Origin of the sequence: Nocardioides nematodiphilus (genome assembly GCF_020216525.1) — a bacterium.
Lineage (GTDB): Bacteria > Actinomycetota > Actinomycetes > Propionibacteriales > Nocardioidaceae > Nocardioides > Nocardioides nematodiphilus.
In genome coordinates this window covers 353989-368810 of record NZ_JAIWOY010000001.1, presented here as the reverse complement: position 1 = coordinate 368810, position 14822 = coordinate 353989, and the positions used below count along the sequence as shown (strand labels likewise).

The 14822-nt window shown below is 70.7% G+C and carries 13 protein-coding genes; 11 read left to right on the top strand and 2 right to left on the bottom strand.

Annotated features, from left to right (window positions below):
• Positions 1 to 9: 9 nt before the first annotated feature.
• Together KSO98_RS01865 and KSO98_RS01860 are read left to right on the top strand one after the other, a co-directional pair.
• Positions 10 to 1125, top strand: coding sequence for a hypothetical protein (locus KSO98_RS01865; protein WP_225283111.1), 1116 nt, complete (start codon positions 10 to 12; stop codon positions 1123 to 1125).
• 71 nt (positions 1126 to 1196) lie between these two features.
• Entirely contained in the window at positions 1197 to 2177 is a 981-nt protein-coding gene (locus KSO98_RS01860) for a sulfotransferase family protein (RefSeq protein ID WP_225283110.1), read from the top strand.
• Between the two features lie 72 nt (positions 2178 to 2249).
• On the opposite strand, the gene KSO98_RS01855 is transcribed toward KSO98_RS01860, so the two are convergent.
• Both KSO98_RS01855 and KSO98_RS01850 read right to left on the bottom strand, forming a co-directional pair.
• Positions 2250 to 3086, bottom strand: a complete 837-nt coding sequence (locus KSO98_RS01855; RefSeq protein ID WP_225283109.1) for a sulfotransferase family protein — start codon at positions 3084 to 3086, stop codon at positions 2250 to 2252.
• A gap of 248 nt (positions 3087 to 3334) precedes the next feature.
• Complete coding sequence (locus KSO98_RS01850; RefSeq protein WP_225283108.1) at positions 3335 to 4750, bottom strand: bifunctional cytidylyltransferase/SDR family oxidoreductase; 1416 nt, start codon at positions 4748 to 4750, stop codon at positions 3335 to 3337.
• Positions 4751 to 4813: 63 nt separating this feature from the next.
• Between KSO98_RS01850 and KSO98_RS01845 the strand changes: the two genes are divergently transcribed.
• The 9 genes from KSO98_RS01845 to KSO98_RS01805 all read left to right on the top strand — a co-directional run bounded on the left by KSO98_RS01845 (position 4814) and on the right by KSO98_RS01805 (position 14757).
• Positions 4814 to 5851 (top strand): sulfotransferase family protein, encoded by a 1038-nt coding sequence (locus tag KSO98_RS01845; RefSeq protein WP_225283107.1) that lies wholly within the window; start codon positions 4814 to 4816, stop codon positions 5849 to 5851.
• Between the two features lie 140 nt (positions 5852 to 5991).
• Positions 5992 to 6903 (top strand): Rossmann-like and DUF2520 domain-containing protein, encoded by a 912-nt coding sequence (locus KSO98_RS01840; protein ID WP_225283106.1) that lies wholly within the window; start codon positions 5992 to 5994, stop codon positions 6901 to 6903.
• Positions 6900 to 7772 (top strand): pantoate--beta-alanine ligase, encoded by an 873-nt coding sequence (gene panC / locus KSO98_RS01835; RefSeq protein WP_225283105.1) that lies wholly within the window; start codon positions 6900 to 6902, stop codon positions 7770 to 7772. Before KSO98_RS01840 ends, panC begins: the two co-directional genes overlap by 4 nt.
• Position 7773: 1 nt before the next feature.
• Complete coding sequence (gene panD, locus KSO98_RS01830; protein ID WP_225283104.1) at positions 7774 to 8199, top strand: aspartate 1-decarboxylase; 426 nt, start codon at positions 7774 to 7776, stop codon at positions 8197 to 8199.
• A 22-nt stretch (positions 8200 to 8221) separates the two neighbouring features.
• A complete protein-coding gene (locus KSO98_RS01825) occupies positions 8222 to 9874 on the top strand; it encodes an L-aspartate oxidase (RefSeq protein ID WP_225283102.1) in 1653 nt (550 codons plus the stop codon).
• Positions 9871 to 10782 carry a carboxylating nicotinate-nucleotide diphosphorylase gene (gene nadC, locus KSO98_RS01820; protein ID WP_225283100.1) on the top strand — a complete coding sequence of 304 codons (912 nt, stop codon included), beginning with the start codon at positions 9871 to 9873 and terminating at the stop codon, positions 10780 to 10782. Before KSO98_RS01825 ends, nadC begins: the two co-directional genes overlap by 4 nt.
• Positions 10783 to 10786: 4 nt before the next feature.
• On the top strand, positions 10787 to 11566 hold the full coding sequence (locus KSO98_RS01815) for a type III pantothenate kinase (protein WP_225283098.1): 780 nt from the start codon (positions 10787 to 10789) through the stop codon (positions 11564 to 11566).
• Between the two features lie 93 nt (positions 11567 to 11659).
• Entirely contained in the window at positions 11660 to 11998 is a 339-nt protein-coding gene (locus tag KSO98_RS01810) for a histone-like nucleoid-structuring protein Lsr2 (protein ID WP_225283096.1), read from the top strand.
• A gap of 200 nt (positions 11999 to 12198) precedes the next feature.
• Entirely contained in the window at positions 12199 to 14757 is a 2559-nt protein-coding gene (locus KSO98_RS01805) for an ATP-dependent Clp protease ATP-binding subunit (protein WP_225283094.1), read from the top strand.
• The last annotated feature ends 65 nt before the right edge of the window (positions 14758 to 14822 follow it).

Sequence of the window (14822 nt, the reverse complement as noted above, 5' to 3'; positions counted from 1 at the left end):
ATCGCGGCCGTGGCATTCAAGAAGATGTTCGATCGTTCTGCGGCTCGCACCGCGGATCCGACCCCGCTCCCGGGGCGTCTGATCCACATCGGACCCTTCAAGACCGGCACCACCACGGTGCAGTCGGCCTTCCACCGCAACCGCGAGGCGCTGGCCGAGCACGGCATCCACTACATCGGCGCGCGGCTGCAGCCGACCCAGGCCGTCAAGGCCATGACGGGCGTCGGCAGCTCGGGTGAGGCCCAGCAGGCGGGACAGCGACGCTGGGCCGAGCTCGCCGAGCAGGCGCGCCACAGCGGCGCCCGCCAGGCGGTCATCTCGAGCGAGTTCCTGTGCGAGGCCGACGACGCGGTCGCCGAGCGCATCGTGGACAGCCTGGGTGGCCGTGACGACACCCGTGTCGTCGTGACGCTGCGTCCGCTGGCCAGCATGTTCCCCTCCCAGTGGCAGCAGTTCGTCCAGTCCGGCACGACCCTCTCGCTCGAGGAGTGGACCGAGGCAGTGCTCACGCACGCCCCCGAGCCGCGGTCGGTAGCCCTGTTCTGGCGGCGTCACCGCCACGACGAGCTCGTGCGTCGCTGGGCCGGGATCGTCGGCCCCGAGAACCTCACGGTGATCGCGATGGACCCCCGGGACAAGAGTCAGCTCACCCGCGAGTTCGCTGCCATGCTGGGCCTGCCCGACGGCCTGCTCGTCCCCGCCGCCGAGGTCACCAACCGCTCCTTGACCTGGGACGAGGCGGAGGCGATCCGCGCCTTCAACGTTGAGTTCGAGGACGAGAACGCCCGCCGGCGCGCCGCGGGCAAGGAGCCGCGCCGCTTCACCGTGGATGACCGCCTCGCCGCCTGGCGCTATGTCAAACTCCGCACCCCCGGCGTCGATGAGCGCAAGATGCTGCTCCCGTCAGGGGCGAGCGAGCGGGTGAGCGCGCTGGCGAACGAGATCGTCGACAACGTCCTCGCGAGCGGCGTCCGGGTCATCGGCGACATCGACCTCCTGCGCGCGGTTCCCGCCGCAGACGCGTTGCGGACCGCCGAGGGGGCTCCGACCCAGGTCACGCCCGCGCTCGCGGCCACCGTCGCGATGGGCGTCTACAAAGCGCAGTCGCGGAGCTCCGATGACTGAATCGTTGGAACGTCCTGCCCACCGTCCTTCTCACCGAGCCCCTGGAGCGCCGTTCTGTGACCGCTATTGACATGTCCCCGCGTCCGCAGGTCCTGCTCGTCGTCGGCCCCGGACGCAGCGGCACGAGCGCCGTCAGCGGGTCTTTGGCGCACAGCGGCTACCACGTTCCCGACGCGATCAAGGCCGGCGAGTCGAATCCTCGCGGCTTCTACGAGCCCCGTTGGCTGGTCGCGTTCGACAAGCAGCGGCTGAAGGCTGCGAATGTCGGGACGCTCGACCGGGACCCTGCGGCCCTGGACGCCCTGCTCTCCTCACTGGAGGGGACCGACTCCAAGGCGCGGCTGCGTGCCTGGGTCGAGGAGCAGCTGGCCACCGGGGAGCGTCTCGTCCTCAAGGACCCCCGGATGATCTGGTTCCAGCCGCTGTGGGCCGAGCTGGCGACCGAGCTCGACTTCGATCTCAAGTTCTTGATCATGCTGCGCCACCCGTCCGAGGTCTCCTCGAGCCGGAGCACCTATTACAACGCCGAGCACGTGCGAGCCGTCACCGGCTGGATCAACGTCGCACTCATGACCGAGCGTCTCACCCGTGGGTCGGACCGTGCCTTCGTGCACTATCCGGACCTGCTCGGTGACTGGCGCCGAGAGTTCCGACGCGTCGACGGTCTGCTCGGCCTCGACCTCGAGCCGTCGCTCGAGGAGCACCCGCACCCCGTCGATGGGTTCCTCGACCCGTCGCTGCGCCGGATGCCTAGCGGCTGGGACGGCGTCGTCGTGCCGGGGTGGATGCGTGACCTGGCCGACCGCAGCTTCGACGCCCTGAAGGCGATCGCCGACAGCGGTGAGCCCGCCGACCACGGCGTGACCGACGCACTGTCGGCCGAGTACAACGAGACGTACGAGGCGGCGTTGGAGATGTCGCGCTCGCGGCACAGCCGGATGAGGAAGTCCGCAGCGGCCGATGCGGCCGAGGACGTCCAGCCGAACCAGGCTCCTGGGGGGTCCGAGACACCCGCCCGTCGTACGCTGCGCGACCGTCTGCGGCGCGCCTGAGACTGTTGCCGAGCGCGCCGGAAGGGCCGAGGGTCGTCTCTCGGTCCTCCTAGGCAGAGGCGGGGTCGCTCCTCAGATGCTCAGCCCGAGCCGACCCGCGAGCGTGTCCCGGAGCTCGCGTGCGGCCAGGTGGCCGTCCCGCACCCGGACCGTTGACCAGCGGCTGACGTCCAGGCCGGAGAGGTCGGCGAAGAGCGCGAGATCCTCGGCATAGAGATCGACGAGGCGCTGCACATCCGCAACCGTGGGCGCGGGGCCCTGGTGCGTCTCGGGGACATGGCCGCGGCGCCGTGGCTCCGGGTACGTCGTGAACCGGGGCAGCGAGAGATGGTCCGTCACCCGGTCGAGGACGGCGTTCTGGTCGCTTGCGAGCTCGCGGATGTCGAGAAGCAGCCATTGCTCGCGAGGGAAGAGGGCGAACCCGCGCTGGAGCTGCTGGCCGTACAGCCCGCGCACATAGAGGGAGCGCCGACGCAGCTGTCCGGGCGTGAGGCCCTCGGGGACCGAGGTCGGGAGCGGCATCTCGGCCCACTGCGCGATGGTCTCGCCGAGGTCGGGGAAGCCGGCGCTGCGACGTCGCTGCATCGCCCATTGGGAGAAGGCCCGCTCGATCGGATCGCGGAACATCGCGATGAGTGGCATGGCGGCGTCGTACGCCTGCAGCCGCTCCAGTGCGCCCGGCCAGAAGAGGTACGTGGGGGTCGCGTCGCCTGCACGCACCACCTCGGCGCTGCGAGCTGGGCGTGCGTAGTCGTCGGCTTGAGCGCGGGACGTCGGCGGGTCCGGGAGCATGAAGACGCGCATCTCCTTCTCGGGCCCGCTCGCGACGTTCGGGTGCTCGCACAGCAGGGAGTGGAGAGTGCTCGTGCCGGCCTTCTGGACGCCGACGATCGCGTAGTCGACAGGCACCCGGTACGGAGCCTGCTCGAGGGCCGCCAGGCGTCGTAGCCGGAGGTTCTCGATGGGATCGGAGGAGAGAACCCGCGGAACGACCCACCCCCCGGGGGTGGAGATCGTCTCCACGGTGGCACCGCCGGCCGGTGCCGATCCTCGCGACCGGTTCGGTCGTAGAGATCGCCGGGGTGAGGTATTCATCGCGCCGACACTAATCGAAGAACCTGGCAGTTGCCTGTTGCCAACCTGTTTCGCGGGTCCCGTCACTCGAGGCCGCTGGCGAGGGCCGCGGCGATCGGGTCGAGGCGGCGCAGGTCGACGACGTGGCCGGTGCCCCGGCCGATCAGGGTGTCGAGCGACGCGCTGGCCACGGCCTCCGACTGCAGCAGCGAGTCGGCCGGCTCCTCGCCGAACGCCTTGGTCCGCATGGGGGTGGAGGTGCGCTCGGGGTTGATCACGTTGATCCGGACGCCGTCCTCGGCCCACTCGTCGGCCAGCGCCTGCGTGAGGTTGACGGTGGCCGCCTTCGCCGAGGAGTAGAGGCTGTAACCCTTGCGTCCGCGGGTGTAGGACGAGGACGTGTAGAGCAGCAGCGAGCCCTGCGTGGCCTTGAGGTGCGGGTGGAACTCCTGCGCGATCATGATCGGCGCCAGGTAGTTGACCTCGGTCGCGGCCCACACCTCCTCCTCGGAGGTCTCGGCGAGGTTGCTGATCGGCAGGATCCCGGCGGTGTTCACCACGTAGTCGATGCGGCCGAAGCGCTCCATCGCGTCCTGGGCCGCCGCGGCGATGTCCGCGCGCCGGGCCACGTCGGTGCCGGTCGAGGAGCGGGAGTACGACGCCACGTTCGCGCCGTACCCCTCCGCGAGCGAGGCGACGTCGGCGCCGATGCCGTACGAGCCGCCGAAGATGACGACCGTGCGGCCCTCGAGCGCGGCGCGGTAGTCGGCCTCGGTGTTGTCCGGCAGCGGCTGGTGGGCGTTGAGCTGGAAGAGCTTGTCGGCCAGATAGACGTCGATCGGCTCGGTGACCTTCATGTTCTGCTCGTCGCCGGCGACGACCCAGATCTTGACGTCGGGCAGGTAGCGCAGCACCACCGAGCAGTCGTCGGTCGCGGTGAAGTGGGGGTCCTTGTTCGCCTCGACGTACGCCGCCTTCAGCGTGGAGGCGAGGAAGGCCTGCGGGGTCTGGCCACGGCGCAGGCGCGAGCGGTCCGGGATGTTGGAGATGGTGTTGTCGTCGGCGAGCTCGATGATGGTGTCGGCGCTCGGGATGGCGACGTCGACGGCGCGGTAGTCCTCCAGCGCCTTGAAGCAGTCGCTGATGATCCGCGCGGAGAGCAGCGGGCGCACCGCGTCGTGCAGCAGGACGTTGCAGTCGCCGGCGCCGAGGGCGGCCAGGGCGTTCTGGGTGGTGTCGTTGCGGGTGGCGGCGCCCTCGAGGATCTTGGTGACCTTCGGATAGCGGCCGTCGCGAGTCATCGTGTGGACCGCGTCGAGATGACCCGGCGTCATCATGATGATGATCTCGTCGACCTCGGGGTGGGCGTCCAGGATGCCGAGCGTGTGCTCCATGATCGGCAGGCCGGCCACCTTGATCAGCTGCTTGGGCAGGTCGAGACCGACGCGCGAGCCGACACCTCCGGCCAGCAGGACGGCCACGTTGCGCAGCTTCGACATCTCACTCCTCGTGGATCGGGGACGACGGGGCAGTTTCGCACACCGAGGGTATGGTCACGCTCCGTGGCGACCCTCGTTCTGATCACCGGCACCGGCCGCAGCGGCACCAGCACGATGTCCGGGACGCTGCACCACCTCGGCCTGTCGGTGCCCGGGCCGCACTTCGGCGCCAACGAGTCCAACCCCAAGGGCTTCTTCGAGTCGCGCTGGGCGGTGCGCTTCCACAAGCGCCTTGCCGAGGCCGCCGGGATCGACCAGTTCGACGCGCGGCCGCAGGCGATGTCGTACGCGCGGCGGGCCGCCACGGTCGAGCTCCGGGCCCAGCTGGTCGCTCGCCTGCAGCGCTGGGCCGCCGACGACCAGGTCGTGGTGAAGGACCCGCGCTCGGTCTGGGCGCAGCAGCTGTGGTGCGACGCCGCGGCCCAGGTCGGCCGCGACATCCGCTATCTCTCGATGCTGCGTCACCCCGCCGAGTCGATCGGCAGCCGCAGCACCTACTACGTCGCGGAGGGCAGCAGCGAGGAGCGCCGCCGCGCGTACGAGATCCTCAGCACCGTGCGCTGGATCAACAGCCAGCTCGTCTCCGAGCGGGAGACGCGCGGCCGTGCACGGGTCTTCGTGCAGTACACGGACCTCCTCGAGGACTGGCGTCCCGTCGCCGCGCGCCTGCGCGAGGAGCTCGGGCTCACCTTCAACACCGACCTGACGCCGGGGGAGCACCACCCGGTCGACGATTTCATCGAGCCCGCGCTGCGCCGCCACAGCGTGAGCTGGGAGGGTCTCAGCGTGCCCGCGCCATTGGTCGAGCTGGCCGAGTCGATCTGGGCGGGCCTGGTCGTCCTGGAGCAGCGCCCGGACGACGCGGCGGCGATGGCCGAGCTGGACCGATGCAGTGCCCGCTACGCCGAGCTGTACGCCGACGCGACCGCGATCAACCAGGACCTCCTGCAGCAGAGCCGCATCGCCGCGCGGCGCGAGGGCGCCGCCGAGGCGCGCACCGAGCAGGCCGGCGGTCCGCTGGTGAGCGAGGCCGGCGGTCGCGACCTCCTGCGCGAGGTGGGACGGCGCGCCGCGCGCCGGCTGCGCCCCGCTCGCCTGTGATCGAGACCACCGCAGCGCGCGTTCCGCCGCGCCAGGGACCGGCGTAGCGTGGTGGTCACTCAGCAGTGAACACACGTCTGGTACCCACACCGGCCTCCGCGAGGAGGTGGTCGGAGGGACTGGAACGAAAGGTCACCACCATGCAGAACCGCCTCCGGGTGGGCGTCGTCGGCGCGGGTCGCGTCGGAGCCGTCCTCGCAGCAGCCCTCCGCACCGCCGGTCACGAGATCGTCGCGGTCGCCGGTGAGTCCGACGCCTCGCGCGGCCGGATCGCCGCCCTGCTCCCCGACGTGCCGGTGCTCAAGCCGACGGCCGTCGCCAAGGCCTGCGACCTGCTCCTGCTCACCGTCCCCGACGACATGCTCGGCAACGTCGTGCGGACCATGGCCGACGCGGGCGCCCTCCGCGAGGGCCAGTACGTCGTGCACACCTCCGGTCGCCACGGCCTCGCGATCCTCGCGCCGGCCGCCGAGGTCGGCGTGCACCCGGTCGCGCTGCACCCCGCGATGACCTTCACCGGCACCGCGCTCGACCTGCCGCGGCTCTCGGCCGGCGGCGGCATCGTCTTCGGCCTGACCGCGACCGCCCCCGACCGGGCGCTCGCCGAGCAGCTCGTGGCCGACCTCGGTGGTCGCCCGATGTGGGTGCCCGAGGAGATGCGCACGCTCTACCACGCCGGCCTCGCCCACGGTGCCAACCACCTCGTCACGCTCGTGACCGAGGCGATGGAGATCCTGTCGGCGGCCGGCGCGGTCGACCCCGCCGGCACGCTGCGCCCGCTCCTGACCGCCGCGCTCGACAACGCGCTCGACCACGGCGACGCGGCGCTCACCGGCCCGATCGTGCGCGGTGACGCCGGCACCGTCGAGGCCCACCTGGCCGACATCAGCGCCAACGCGCCGCAGACCCTCGGCTCGTACCTCGCACTGGCCCACGCCACCTTGGACCGTGCCGTCGCCGACGGCCGGCTGACCGGCATGCGTGCCCACAAGATCGCCCGCATCCTGGCGCGCTACGACGCGCCGCGCACCTCGGAGAAGATCCACCTGTGACCGCTCCGATCCTGGCGTCGACGCGGGCCGAGCTCGCCGAGCTGCTGGCCGAGGCGCGCCGCGACGGCCGGCGCGTCGGCTTCGTCCCGACGATGGGCGCGCTGCACGAGGGCCACGCCTCCTTGATGGCCGTCGCGCGCGAGCGCGTCGGCGCGGAGGGCAAGGTCGTCGTCTCCATCTTCGTCAACCCGCTGCAGTTCGGCGCCGGCGAGGACCTCGACCGCTACCCCCGCACCCTGGACGCCGACCTGGTCATCGCCGAGAAGGAGGGCGTCGACATCGTCTTCGCCCCCTCGGTGGATGAGGTCTACGTCGGCGGTCAGCCGCAGATCTCGATCGAGCCGGGCCCGCTCGGCGCGATCCTCGAGGGTCGCACCCGGCCCGGTCACTTCGCCGGGATGCTGATCGTCGTCGCCAAGCTCTTCGGCCTGGTCCGCCCGGACGTCGCGGTCTTCGGCCAGAAGGACTACCAGCAGCTGGCCCTGATCCGTCGGATGGTCGACGACCTCAGCATGGGCATCGAGATCGTCGGCGCCCCCACCCAGCGCGAGCACGACGGCCTGGCCCTCTCCAGCCGCAACCGCTACCTCGACGCCGAGCAGCGCGAGGAGGCCCTGCACCTCTCCCGGGCGCTCTTCGCGGCCCAGGAGGCGGCCGCGTCCGGCGCGCACGCGGCGCTCGACGCCGCTCGCGCCGAGCTGCGGCGCGCCAAGGCGGTCGACGTGGACTACCTCGAGATCACCGCCACCGACCTGGGCGAGCTGCCCGACGACGTGCCGTCCGGCACCGAGGCCCGCATCCTGGTCGCCGCCCGCGTCGGCACCACCCGCTTGATCGACAACATGAGCCTCACGATCGGAAGCAACTGACATGGCCCTGCGCACCATGATGACCGGCAAGATCCACCGCGCGGTGGTGACCCAGGCCGACCTGCACTACGTCGGCTCGGTGACCGTCGACGAGGACCTCCTCGACGCCGCCGACATCCTGCCCGGCGAGCTGGTCTCGATCGTCGACATCACCAACGGCGCCCGCCTGGAGACGTACACGATCGCGGGCCCGCGCGGCTCGGGCGTGCTCGGGATCAACGGCGCGGCCGCGCACCTGGTCCACCCCGGCGACCTGGTCATCCTGATCGCCTACCAGCAGATGACCAGCGAGGAGGCCCGCGAGCTGGCCCCGCACGTCGTCCACGTCAACGAGAAGAACGAGATCGTGGCCCTCGGCAGCGACCGCGGCGAGCCGGTGCCCGGCAGCGACCAGCTGCGCGGCGACCTCGTGACCGCAGGCTGGTGACCTGAGGTAATACCCTCAGCCAATGCACACGCTCCCAGGCCGGCTCGACGCCGGTGAGCCTGGCTGGACCGAGACCGTCGATGTCGTCATCGTCGGCTCCGGCATCGCCGGGCTGACCGCCGCCCTCCGGCTGCGCGACCAGGTCGACCGGATCCTGGTCGTCACCAAGGACATCCTCGGCAACGGCTCCACCCAGTGGGCCCAGGGCGGCATCGCGGCCGCGCTCGGCGAGGGGGACACCCCCGATCAGCACGAGGTCGACACCCTCGTCGCGGGTGCCGGCGCCTGCGACCTGGACGCCGTACGGGTGCTCGTCCAGGAGGGCGCCGAGGCGGTCCGCGAGCTGATCTCGTGGGGCACCAACTTCGACCTCGATCCCGACGGCAACCTGTCGCTGACCCGCGAGGGCGGCCACCACCGCGACCGGATCGTGCACGCCCACGGCGACGCGACCGGAGCCGAGATCCAGCGCGCGCTCAACGAGGCCGTACGGCGCGCCCCCGAGATCCTGGTCTACGAGCACACCATGGTGCTCGACCTGGTGCTCGCCGAGGACGGCGGCGTCGCCGGGCTGACCGTGCACGTCGTCGGCGAGGGCGAGCGCGACGGCGTCGGCCTGGTCCGTGCCCGGGCGGTGCTGCTGGCCGCCGGCGGCCTCGGCCAGGTCTTCTCCCAGACCACCAACCCCGCGGTGAACACCGCCGACGGGATGGCGCTCGCGCTGCGTGCCGGCGCCCGGCTGCGCGACCTCGAGTTCGTCCAGTTCCACCCGACGGTGATGTACCTGGGCCCCGACTCCCATGGCCAGCAGCCGCTCATCTCCGAGGCAGTCCGCGGTGAGGGCGCGTTCCTGGTCGACTGGGACGGCTCGCGCCTGATGGAGGGCGTGCACGAGCTCGCCGACCTAGCGCCGCGCGACGTGGTCGCCAAGCGGATCATGCAGCGGATGCTCGAGACCGGGCACCCCAACATGTGGCTCGACGCCCGCCACCTCGGCCGGGAGTTCTGGGAGCGCCGCTTCCCCACCATCCTCGCCTCCTGCGAGAGCCACGGCATCGACCCCGCGACCGACCTGATCCCGGTCGCGCCGGCCTGCCACTACGCCTCCGGCGGCGTCCACACCGACCTGTGGGGCCGCTCCTCCGTCGCGGGTCTGTACGCCACCGGCGAGGTCGCCTGCTCCGGCGTCCACGGCGCCAACCGGCTCGCCTCCAACTCGCTCCTCGACGGGCTGGTCTTCTCGCGCCGCGTCGCGGAGGTGCTGCCCGGTGAGCTGCGCCCGCTGGCCGAGCCCGCCGCCGACCTCCGTACGGTCGGCGCCCTGTCCGGCGCCGGCCGCCGTGAGCTGCAGGAGACGATGAGTCTCCAGGCCGGCGTGCTGCGCTCGGCGACCGGCCTGGGGGAGGCGCTCGCCGATCTCGACAAGCTCGCCGGCGTCGATGCCACCGCCCTGGGTCCGGACGCGTGGGAGACGACCAACCTGATCACCATCTCCACCGCGCTGACCCAGTCGGCGCTGCTGCGCCAGGAGACCCGCGGCTCGCACTGGCGTGAGGACTTCCCCGAGCGTGACGACGCGCGCTGGGCCGGTCACTGCGACGTGACGGTCGGGCCGGACGGTGCCCTCGACGTCGACTTCATCCCATCCCCTGCGACGGACGGAGCGCACGCGTGAGCGCCTTCACCGCCTACGACGAGCTGCCCGCAGGCCTGCTCTCCGAGCTGCGCCACACCGGCCTCGACCCGCACACCCTCTACCTGGAGGTCGTGCAGGCGCTGCGTGAGGACCTGCCCGAGCCGCACGACGTCGACGTCACCTCGGCCGCGACCATCCCCGCCGACGCCCGGGGCGTCGCGGTCTTCGGCGCGCGCGAGTCGGGCGTGATCGCCGGCCTGGTGGTGGCCGAGCTGGTCTTCCGTACGGTCCTGGGCGACGACGTCGTCATCACCGGCCGTGCCCACGACGGCACCCGGGTCAAGCCCGGCGACACCGTGCTGACCGTGTCCGGGCCCACCCGCGGCCTGCTCACCGCCGAGCGCACGGCGCTCAACTACGCCACCCACCTGTCCGGCATCGCCACCGCGACCGCGCGCTGGGTCGAGGCGCTCGAGGGCACCCACGCGAAGGTCCTCGACACCCGCAAGACCCTGCCGACCTATCGCGCGCTGCAGAAGTACGCGGTGCGCTGCGGGGGCGGTCACAACCATCGCTTCTCCCTGGTCGACATGGCACTGATCAAGGACAACCACGTCGTCGCCGCCGGGGGCGTCGTGCCGGCCTATCGCGCCGTGCGTGAGCGGTTCCCGCAGGTGCCGGTCGAGGTCGAGGTCGACTCCCTCGACCAGCTCCGCGAGCTGCTCGAGGTCGGCTGCGAGCGGATCCTGCTCGACAACATGTCCCCCGAGACGCTGCGCGAGGCCGTCGAGATCACGGCGGGCCGCGCGGTCCTCGAGGCGTCGGGCGGGCTGACCCTGGAGAAGGCGCGCGCGGTCGCCGAGACCGGCGTCGACTGGATCTCGGTCGGTGCGCTGACCCACTCGGTGCGCGTCTTCGACCTCGGCCTCGACCTGCGCGAGGGGTGAGCCCATGACCGGCCCTCTCCTGTGCGCCCGGATCGGCAACTCGCACACCACGCTCGGCCTGGTCCGCGACGGTGCGGTGGAGGCCGTCTGGCGGGTCTCGACCGACCAGCGGCGCACGGCCGACGAGTGGCAGGTGCTGGTGCTCGGCCTGCTCGGTGATCAGGCGGACGACGTCGTGGGCATCGCGGTGTGTGCCACGGTCCCGTCGGTGCTGCACGAGTGGCGCGACATGCTCGCCCGGCACTTCGCGGGCATGCCGGCCGTCGTGGTGGAGCCGGGTGTGCGTACGGGTGTGCCGATCCTGATGGACAATCCGCGCGAGGTCGGCACCGACCGGATCGTCAACGCACTCGCCGCCGTGACCCTCTACGGCGGTCCGGCGATCGTCGTCGACTTCGGCGGGACCGCCACCACCTTCGAGGTGATCTCGCCCCAGGGCCAATACATCGGCGGCGCGATCGCGCCCGGCCTCGAGGTATCGCTCGAGGCGCTCGGACGACGGGGCGCGCAATTGCGTCGTGTCGAGCTGACGCGCCCGCGCTCGGTGATAGCGAAGAACACCGTCGAGGCCCTGCAATCGGGCATGGTCTTCGGCATGGCCGCCCAGGTCGAGGGCATTGTCGCGCGCATGATCGCCGTGTTGGAGGCGCCGGCCGATGAGGTCCGCGTGATCTCGACCGGATATCTCGCCGATATCGTCGCCGGGGAATGCGCATGTTTCACCGATCACGCTCCCGATCTGACGCTGCTGGGCCTCGAGCTCGTTTTTCAGCGTAATTCCTGATTCTTGGACTTTGCCGCGTTCCCATCCGGACGCGACCCGTGGTTTGATGTGAGCGCCAATTCATCAATTCGGTGATCTCAAAGGGGAATTCGCATGGCGCAGAAGGTCCAGATCGTTCTCGAGGACGACATCGACGGTGGCGAGGCCACGCAGACGGTGACGTTCTCGCTCGATGGCACCCATTACGAGATCGACCTGAACGACGGCAACGCCGACCGGCTGCGCTCCGCGCTCGCGCCGTTCGTCGGCTACGGCCGCAAGGTGACCAACGGTGCCGCCCGCCGTGGCGCCGGGCGCCGTGCCGCCTCCCCGGCGATCGGCGGCGCCAGCGCCAAGGAGATCCGCGAGTGGGCCCACGCCAACGGCCACGCCGTGCCCGAGCGCGGCCGCATCCCGGCCGACGTGCGCTCCGCGTACGAGGCGGCCAACTGATCCACGGCCTGTTCGATCCGACCCAGCGGATGCGCCGCACGGCGGCGTATCCGCTGTGTCATTTCTCCACGTGTTCGCTGTCAGCGCACGGGAAACCCGCCCTACCGCGGAACGCGTAGGCTGTCTGCAGGGTTATAACCCTCGACGGATCCTCCCGCGGAGCGGTGAAGATCCACCCCGAAGCACAAGGAGCGATGCGCATGTTCGAGCGGTTCACCGACCGAGCTCGTCGGGTGGTCGTGCTGGCCCAGGAAGAGGCCCGCATGCTCTCCCACAATTACATCGGCACGGAGCACATCCTGCTCGGCCTGATCCACGAGGGGGAGGGCGTCGCCGCCAAGGCACTGGAGTCGCTGGACATCTCCCTGGAGGCCGTCCGGGCCCAGGTCGAGGAGATCATCGGCCAGGGCCAGCAGGCGCCGTCGGGCCACATCCCGTTCACCCCCCGCGCCAAGAAGGTTCTCGAGCTCTCACTGCGCGAGGCCCTGCAGCTGGGCCACTCCTACATCGGCACCGAGCACATCCTGCTCGGCCTGATCCGGGAGGGCGAGGGCGTCGCCGCCCAGGTGCTGCAGAAGCTCGGCGCCGATCTCAACCGGGTCCGCCAGCAGGTCATCCAGCTGCTGTCGGGCTTCCAGGGCAAGGAGTCCGGCCAGGCCGCATCGGCCACGGCGGGCACCGGGGCCGGCGAGGCGCCGTCCTCGTCGCTGGTGCTCGACCAGTTCGGCCGCAACCTGACCCAGGACGCCCGTGAGGGCAAGCTCGACCCGATCATCGGGCGCGAGCAGCAGATCGAGCGCGTCATGCAGGTCCTGTCGCGCCGTACGAAGAACAACCCGGTCCTCATCGGCGAGCCCGGCGTCGGCAAGACGTCGGTCGTCGAGGGCCTGGCGCAGGACATCGTCAAGGGCAACGTCCCCGAGACGCTCAAGGACAAGCAGATCTACACGCTCGACCTGGGTGCGCTCGTCGCCGGCTCCCGCTACCGCGGTGACTTCGAGGAGCGCCTGAAGAAGGTGCTCAAGGAGATCAAGACCCGCGGCGACATCGTCCTGTTCATCGACGAGATCCACACCCTGGTGGGTGCGGGTGCGGCCGAGGGCGCCATCGACGCGGCCTCGATCCTCAAGCCGATGCTGGCCCGTGGCGAGCTCCAGACCATCGGCGCGACCACCCTCGACGAGTACCGCAAGTACCTCGAGAAGGACGCCGCCCTGGAGCGCCGTTTCCAGCCGATCCAGGTCCCCGAGCCCTCCATCGCCGAGACGATCGAGATGCTCAAGGGCCTGCGCGACCGCTACGAGGCTCACCACCGCGTCACGATCACCGACGAGGCCCTGGTCTCCGCGGCGACCCTGGCCGACCGCTACATCTCCGACCGGTTCCTGCCGGACAAGGCGATCGACCTCATCGACGAGGCCGGCTCGCGCCTGCGCATCCGCCGGATGACGGCACCGGCCGACCTGCGGGAGTTCGACGACAAGATCGCCGACGTGCGCCAGCGCAAGGAGGCCGCCATCGACGGCCAGGACTTCGAGGCCGCCGCGCGCCTGCGTGACGAGGAGAAGCAGCTCCAGCTGGCCAAGGCCGAGCGCGAGAAGTCGTGGCGCTCCGGCGACATGGACGAGGTCGCCGAGGTCGACGAGGAGCTCATCGCCGAGGTCCTCGCGGTCGCGACCGGCATCCCGATCGTCAAGCTGTCGGAGGAGGAGTCGACCCGACTGCTCAAGATGGAGGACGAGCTGCACAAGCGCGTCATCGGGCAGGACGAGGCCGTCAAGGCACTCTCCCGCGCGATCCGCCGTACGCGTGCGGGCCTCAAGGACCCGAAGCGTCCCGGTGGCTCGTTCATCTTCGCCGGCCCGTCCGGTGTCGGAAAGACGTGGCTGTCGAAGACGCTGGCCGAGTTCCTCTTCGGTGACGAGGACGCGCTCATCCAGCTCGATATGTCCGAGTTCGGCGAGAAGCACACGGTCTCGCGGCTCTTCGGCTCCCCGCCGGGATATGTCGGTTACGAGGAGGGCGGCCAGCTCACCGAGAAGGTGCGCCGCAAGCCGTTCTCGGTCGTGCTCTTCGACGAGGTCGAGAAGGCCCACCCCGATATCTTCAACAGCCTGCTGCAGATCCTTGAGGAAGGTCGCCTGACCGATTCCCAGGGCCGGGTCGTGGACTTCAAGAACACGGTCATCATCATGACGACCAACCTCGGCTCGCGTGATATCTCCAAGGGCGTCAGCCTCGGCTTCGGAAATGCCTCCGATGCCCAGGGGACGTACGAGAAGATGAAGTCGAAGGTGTCGGAGGAGCTCAAGCAGCACTTCCGCCCGGAGTTCCTCAACCGTGTCGACGAGATCATCGTCTTCCCGCCGCTGTCGCGCGAGCAGATCATCTCGATGGTCGACAACATGGTCGCCGCCGTCGAGAAGCGCCTCAAGGACCGCGACATGGGCATCGAGCTCACCCAGGCTGCGAAGAACCTGCTCGCCGAGCGGGGCTTCGACCCGGTCCTCGGTGCTCGCCCGCTGCGCCGTACGGTCCAGCGCGAGATCGAGGACGTCCTGGCCGAGAAGATGCTCTACGGCGAGGTCGGTCCGGGCCAGATCGTGCTGGTCGACGTCGAGGGCGAGGGCCCGGGCGCGACGTTCACGTTCAAGGGCCAGAAGGTCGAGGCGCTGCCCGACGCTCCGCCGTTCGAGGCGGCCGGTGTCAGTGACGCCGAGGCTGCGGCTCCCAGCGAGGAGCCCCCGGCCTCCGAGTGATCGAAGCAAGCGGCCCCGCAACCGTCATGGTTGCGGGGCCGCTTTCCATTTCGCGAGAGGAGCTC

Bases quoted from the DNA above. Each gene is read 5' to 3' on its own strand.
- KSO98_RS01840 (WP_225283106.1), top strand. From the start codon at position 5,992: ATGCAGAACCGCCTCCGGGTGGGCGTCGTCGGCGCGGGTCGCGTCGGA.
- KSO98_RS01810 (WP_225283096.1), top strand. From the start codon at position 11,660: ATGGCGCAGAAGGTCCAGATCGTTCTCGAGGACGACATCGACGGTGGC.
- KSO98_RS01815 (WP_225283098.1), top strand. From the start codon at position 10,787: ATGACCGGCCCTCTCCTGTGCGCCCGGATCGGCAACTCGCACACCACG.
- KSO98_RS01860 (WP_225283110.1), top strand. From the start codon at position 1,197: ATGTCCCCGCGTCCGCAGGTCCTGCTCGTCGTCGGCCCCGGACGCAGC.
- KSO98_RS01805 (WP_225283094.1), top strand. From the start codon at position 12,199: ATGTTCGAGCGGTTCACCGACCGAGCTCGTCGGGTGGTCGTGCTGGCC.
- panD (WP_225283104.1), top strand. From the start codon at position 7,774: ATGGCCCTGCGCACCATGATGACCGGCAAGATCCACCGCGCGGTGGTG.
- KSO98_RS01850 (WP_225283108.1), bottom strand. From the start codon at position 4,750: ATGTCGAAGCTGCGCAACGTGGCCGTCCTGCTGGCCGGAGGTGTCGGC.
- KSO98_RS01825 (WP_225283102.1), top strand. From the start codon at position 8,222: ATGCACACGCTCCCAGGCCGGCTCGACGCCGGTGAGCCTGGCTGGACC.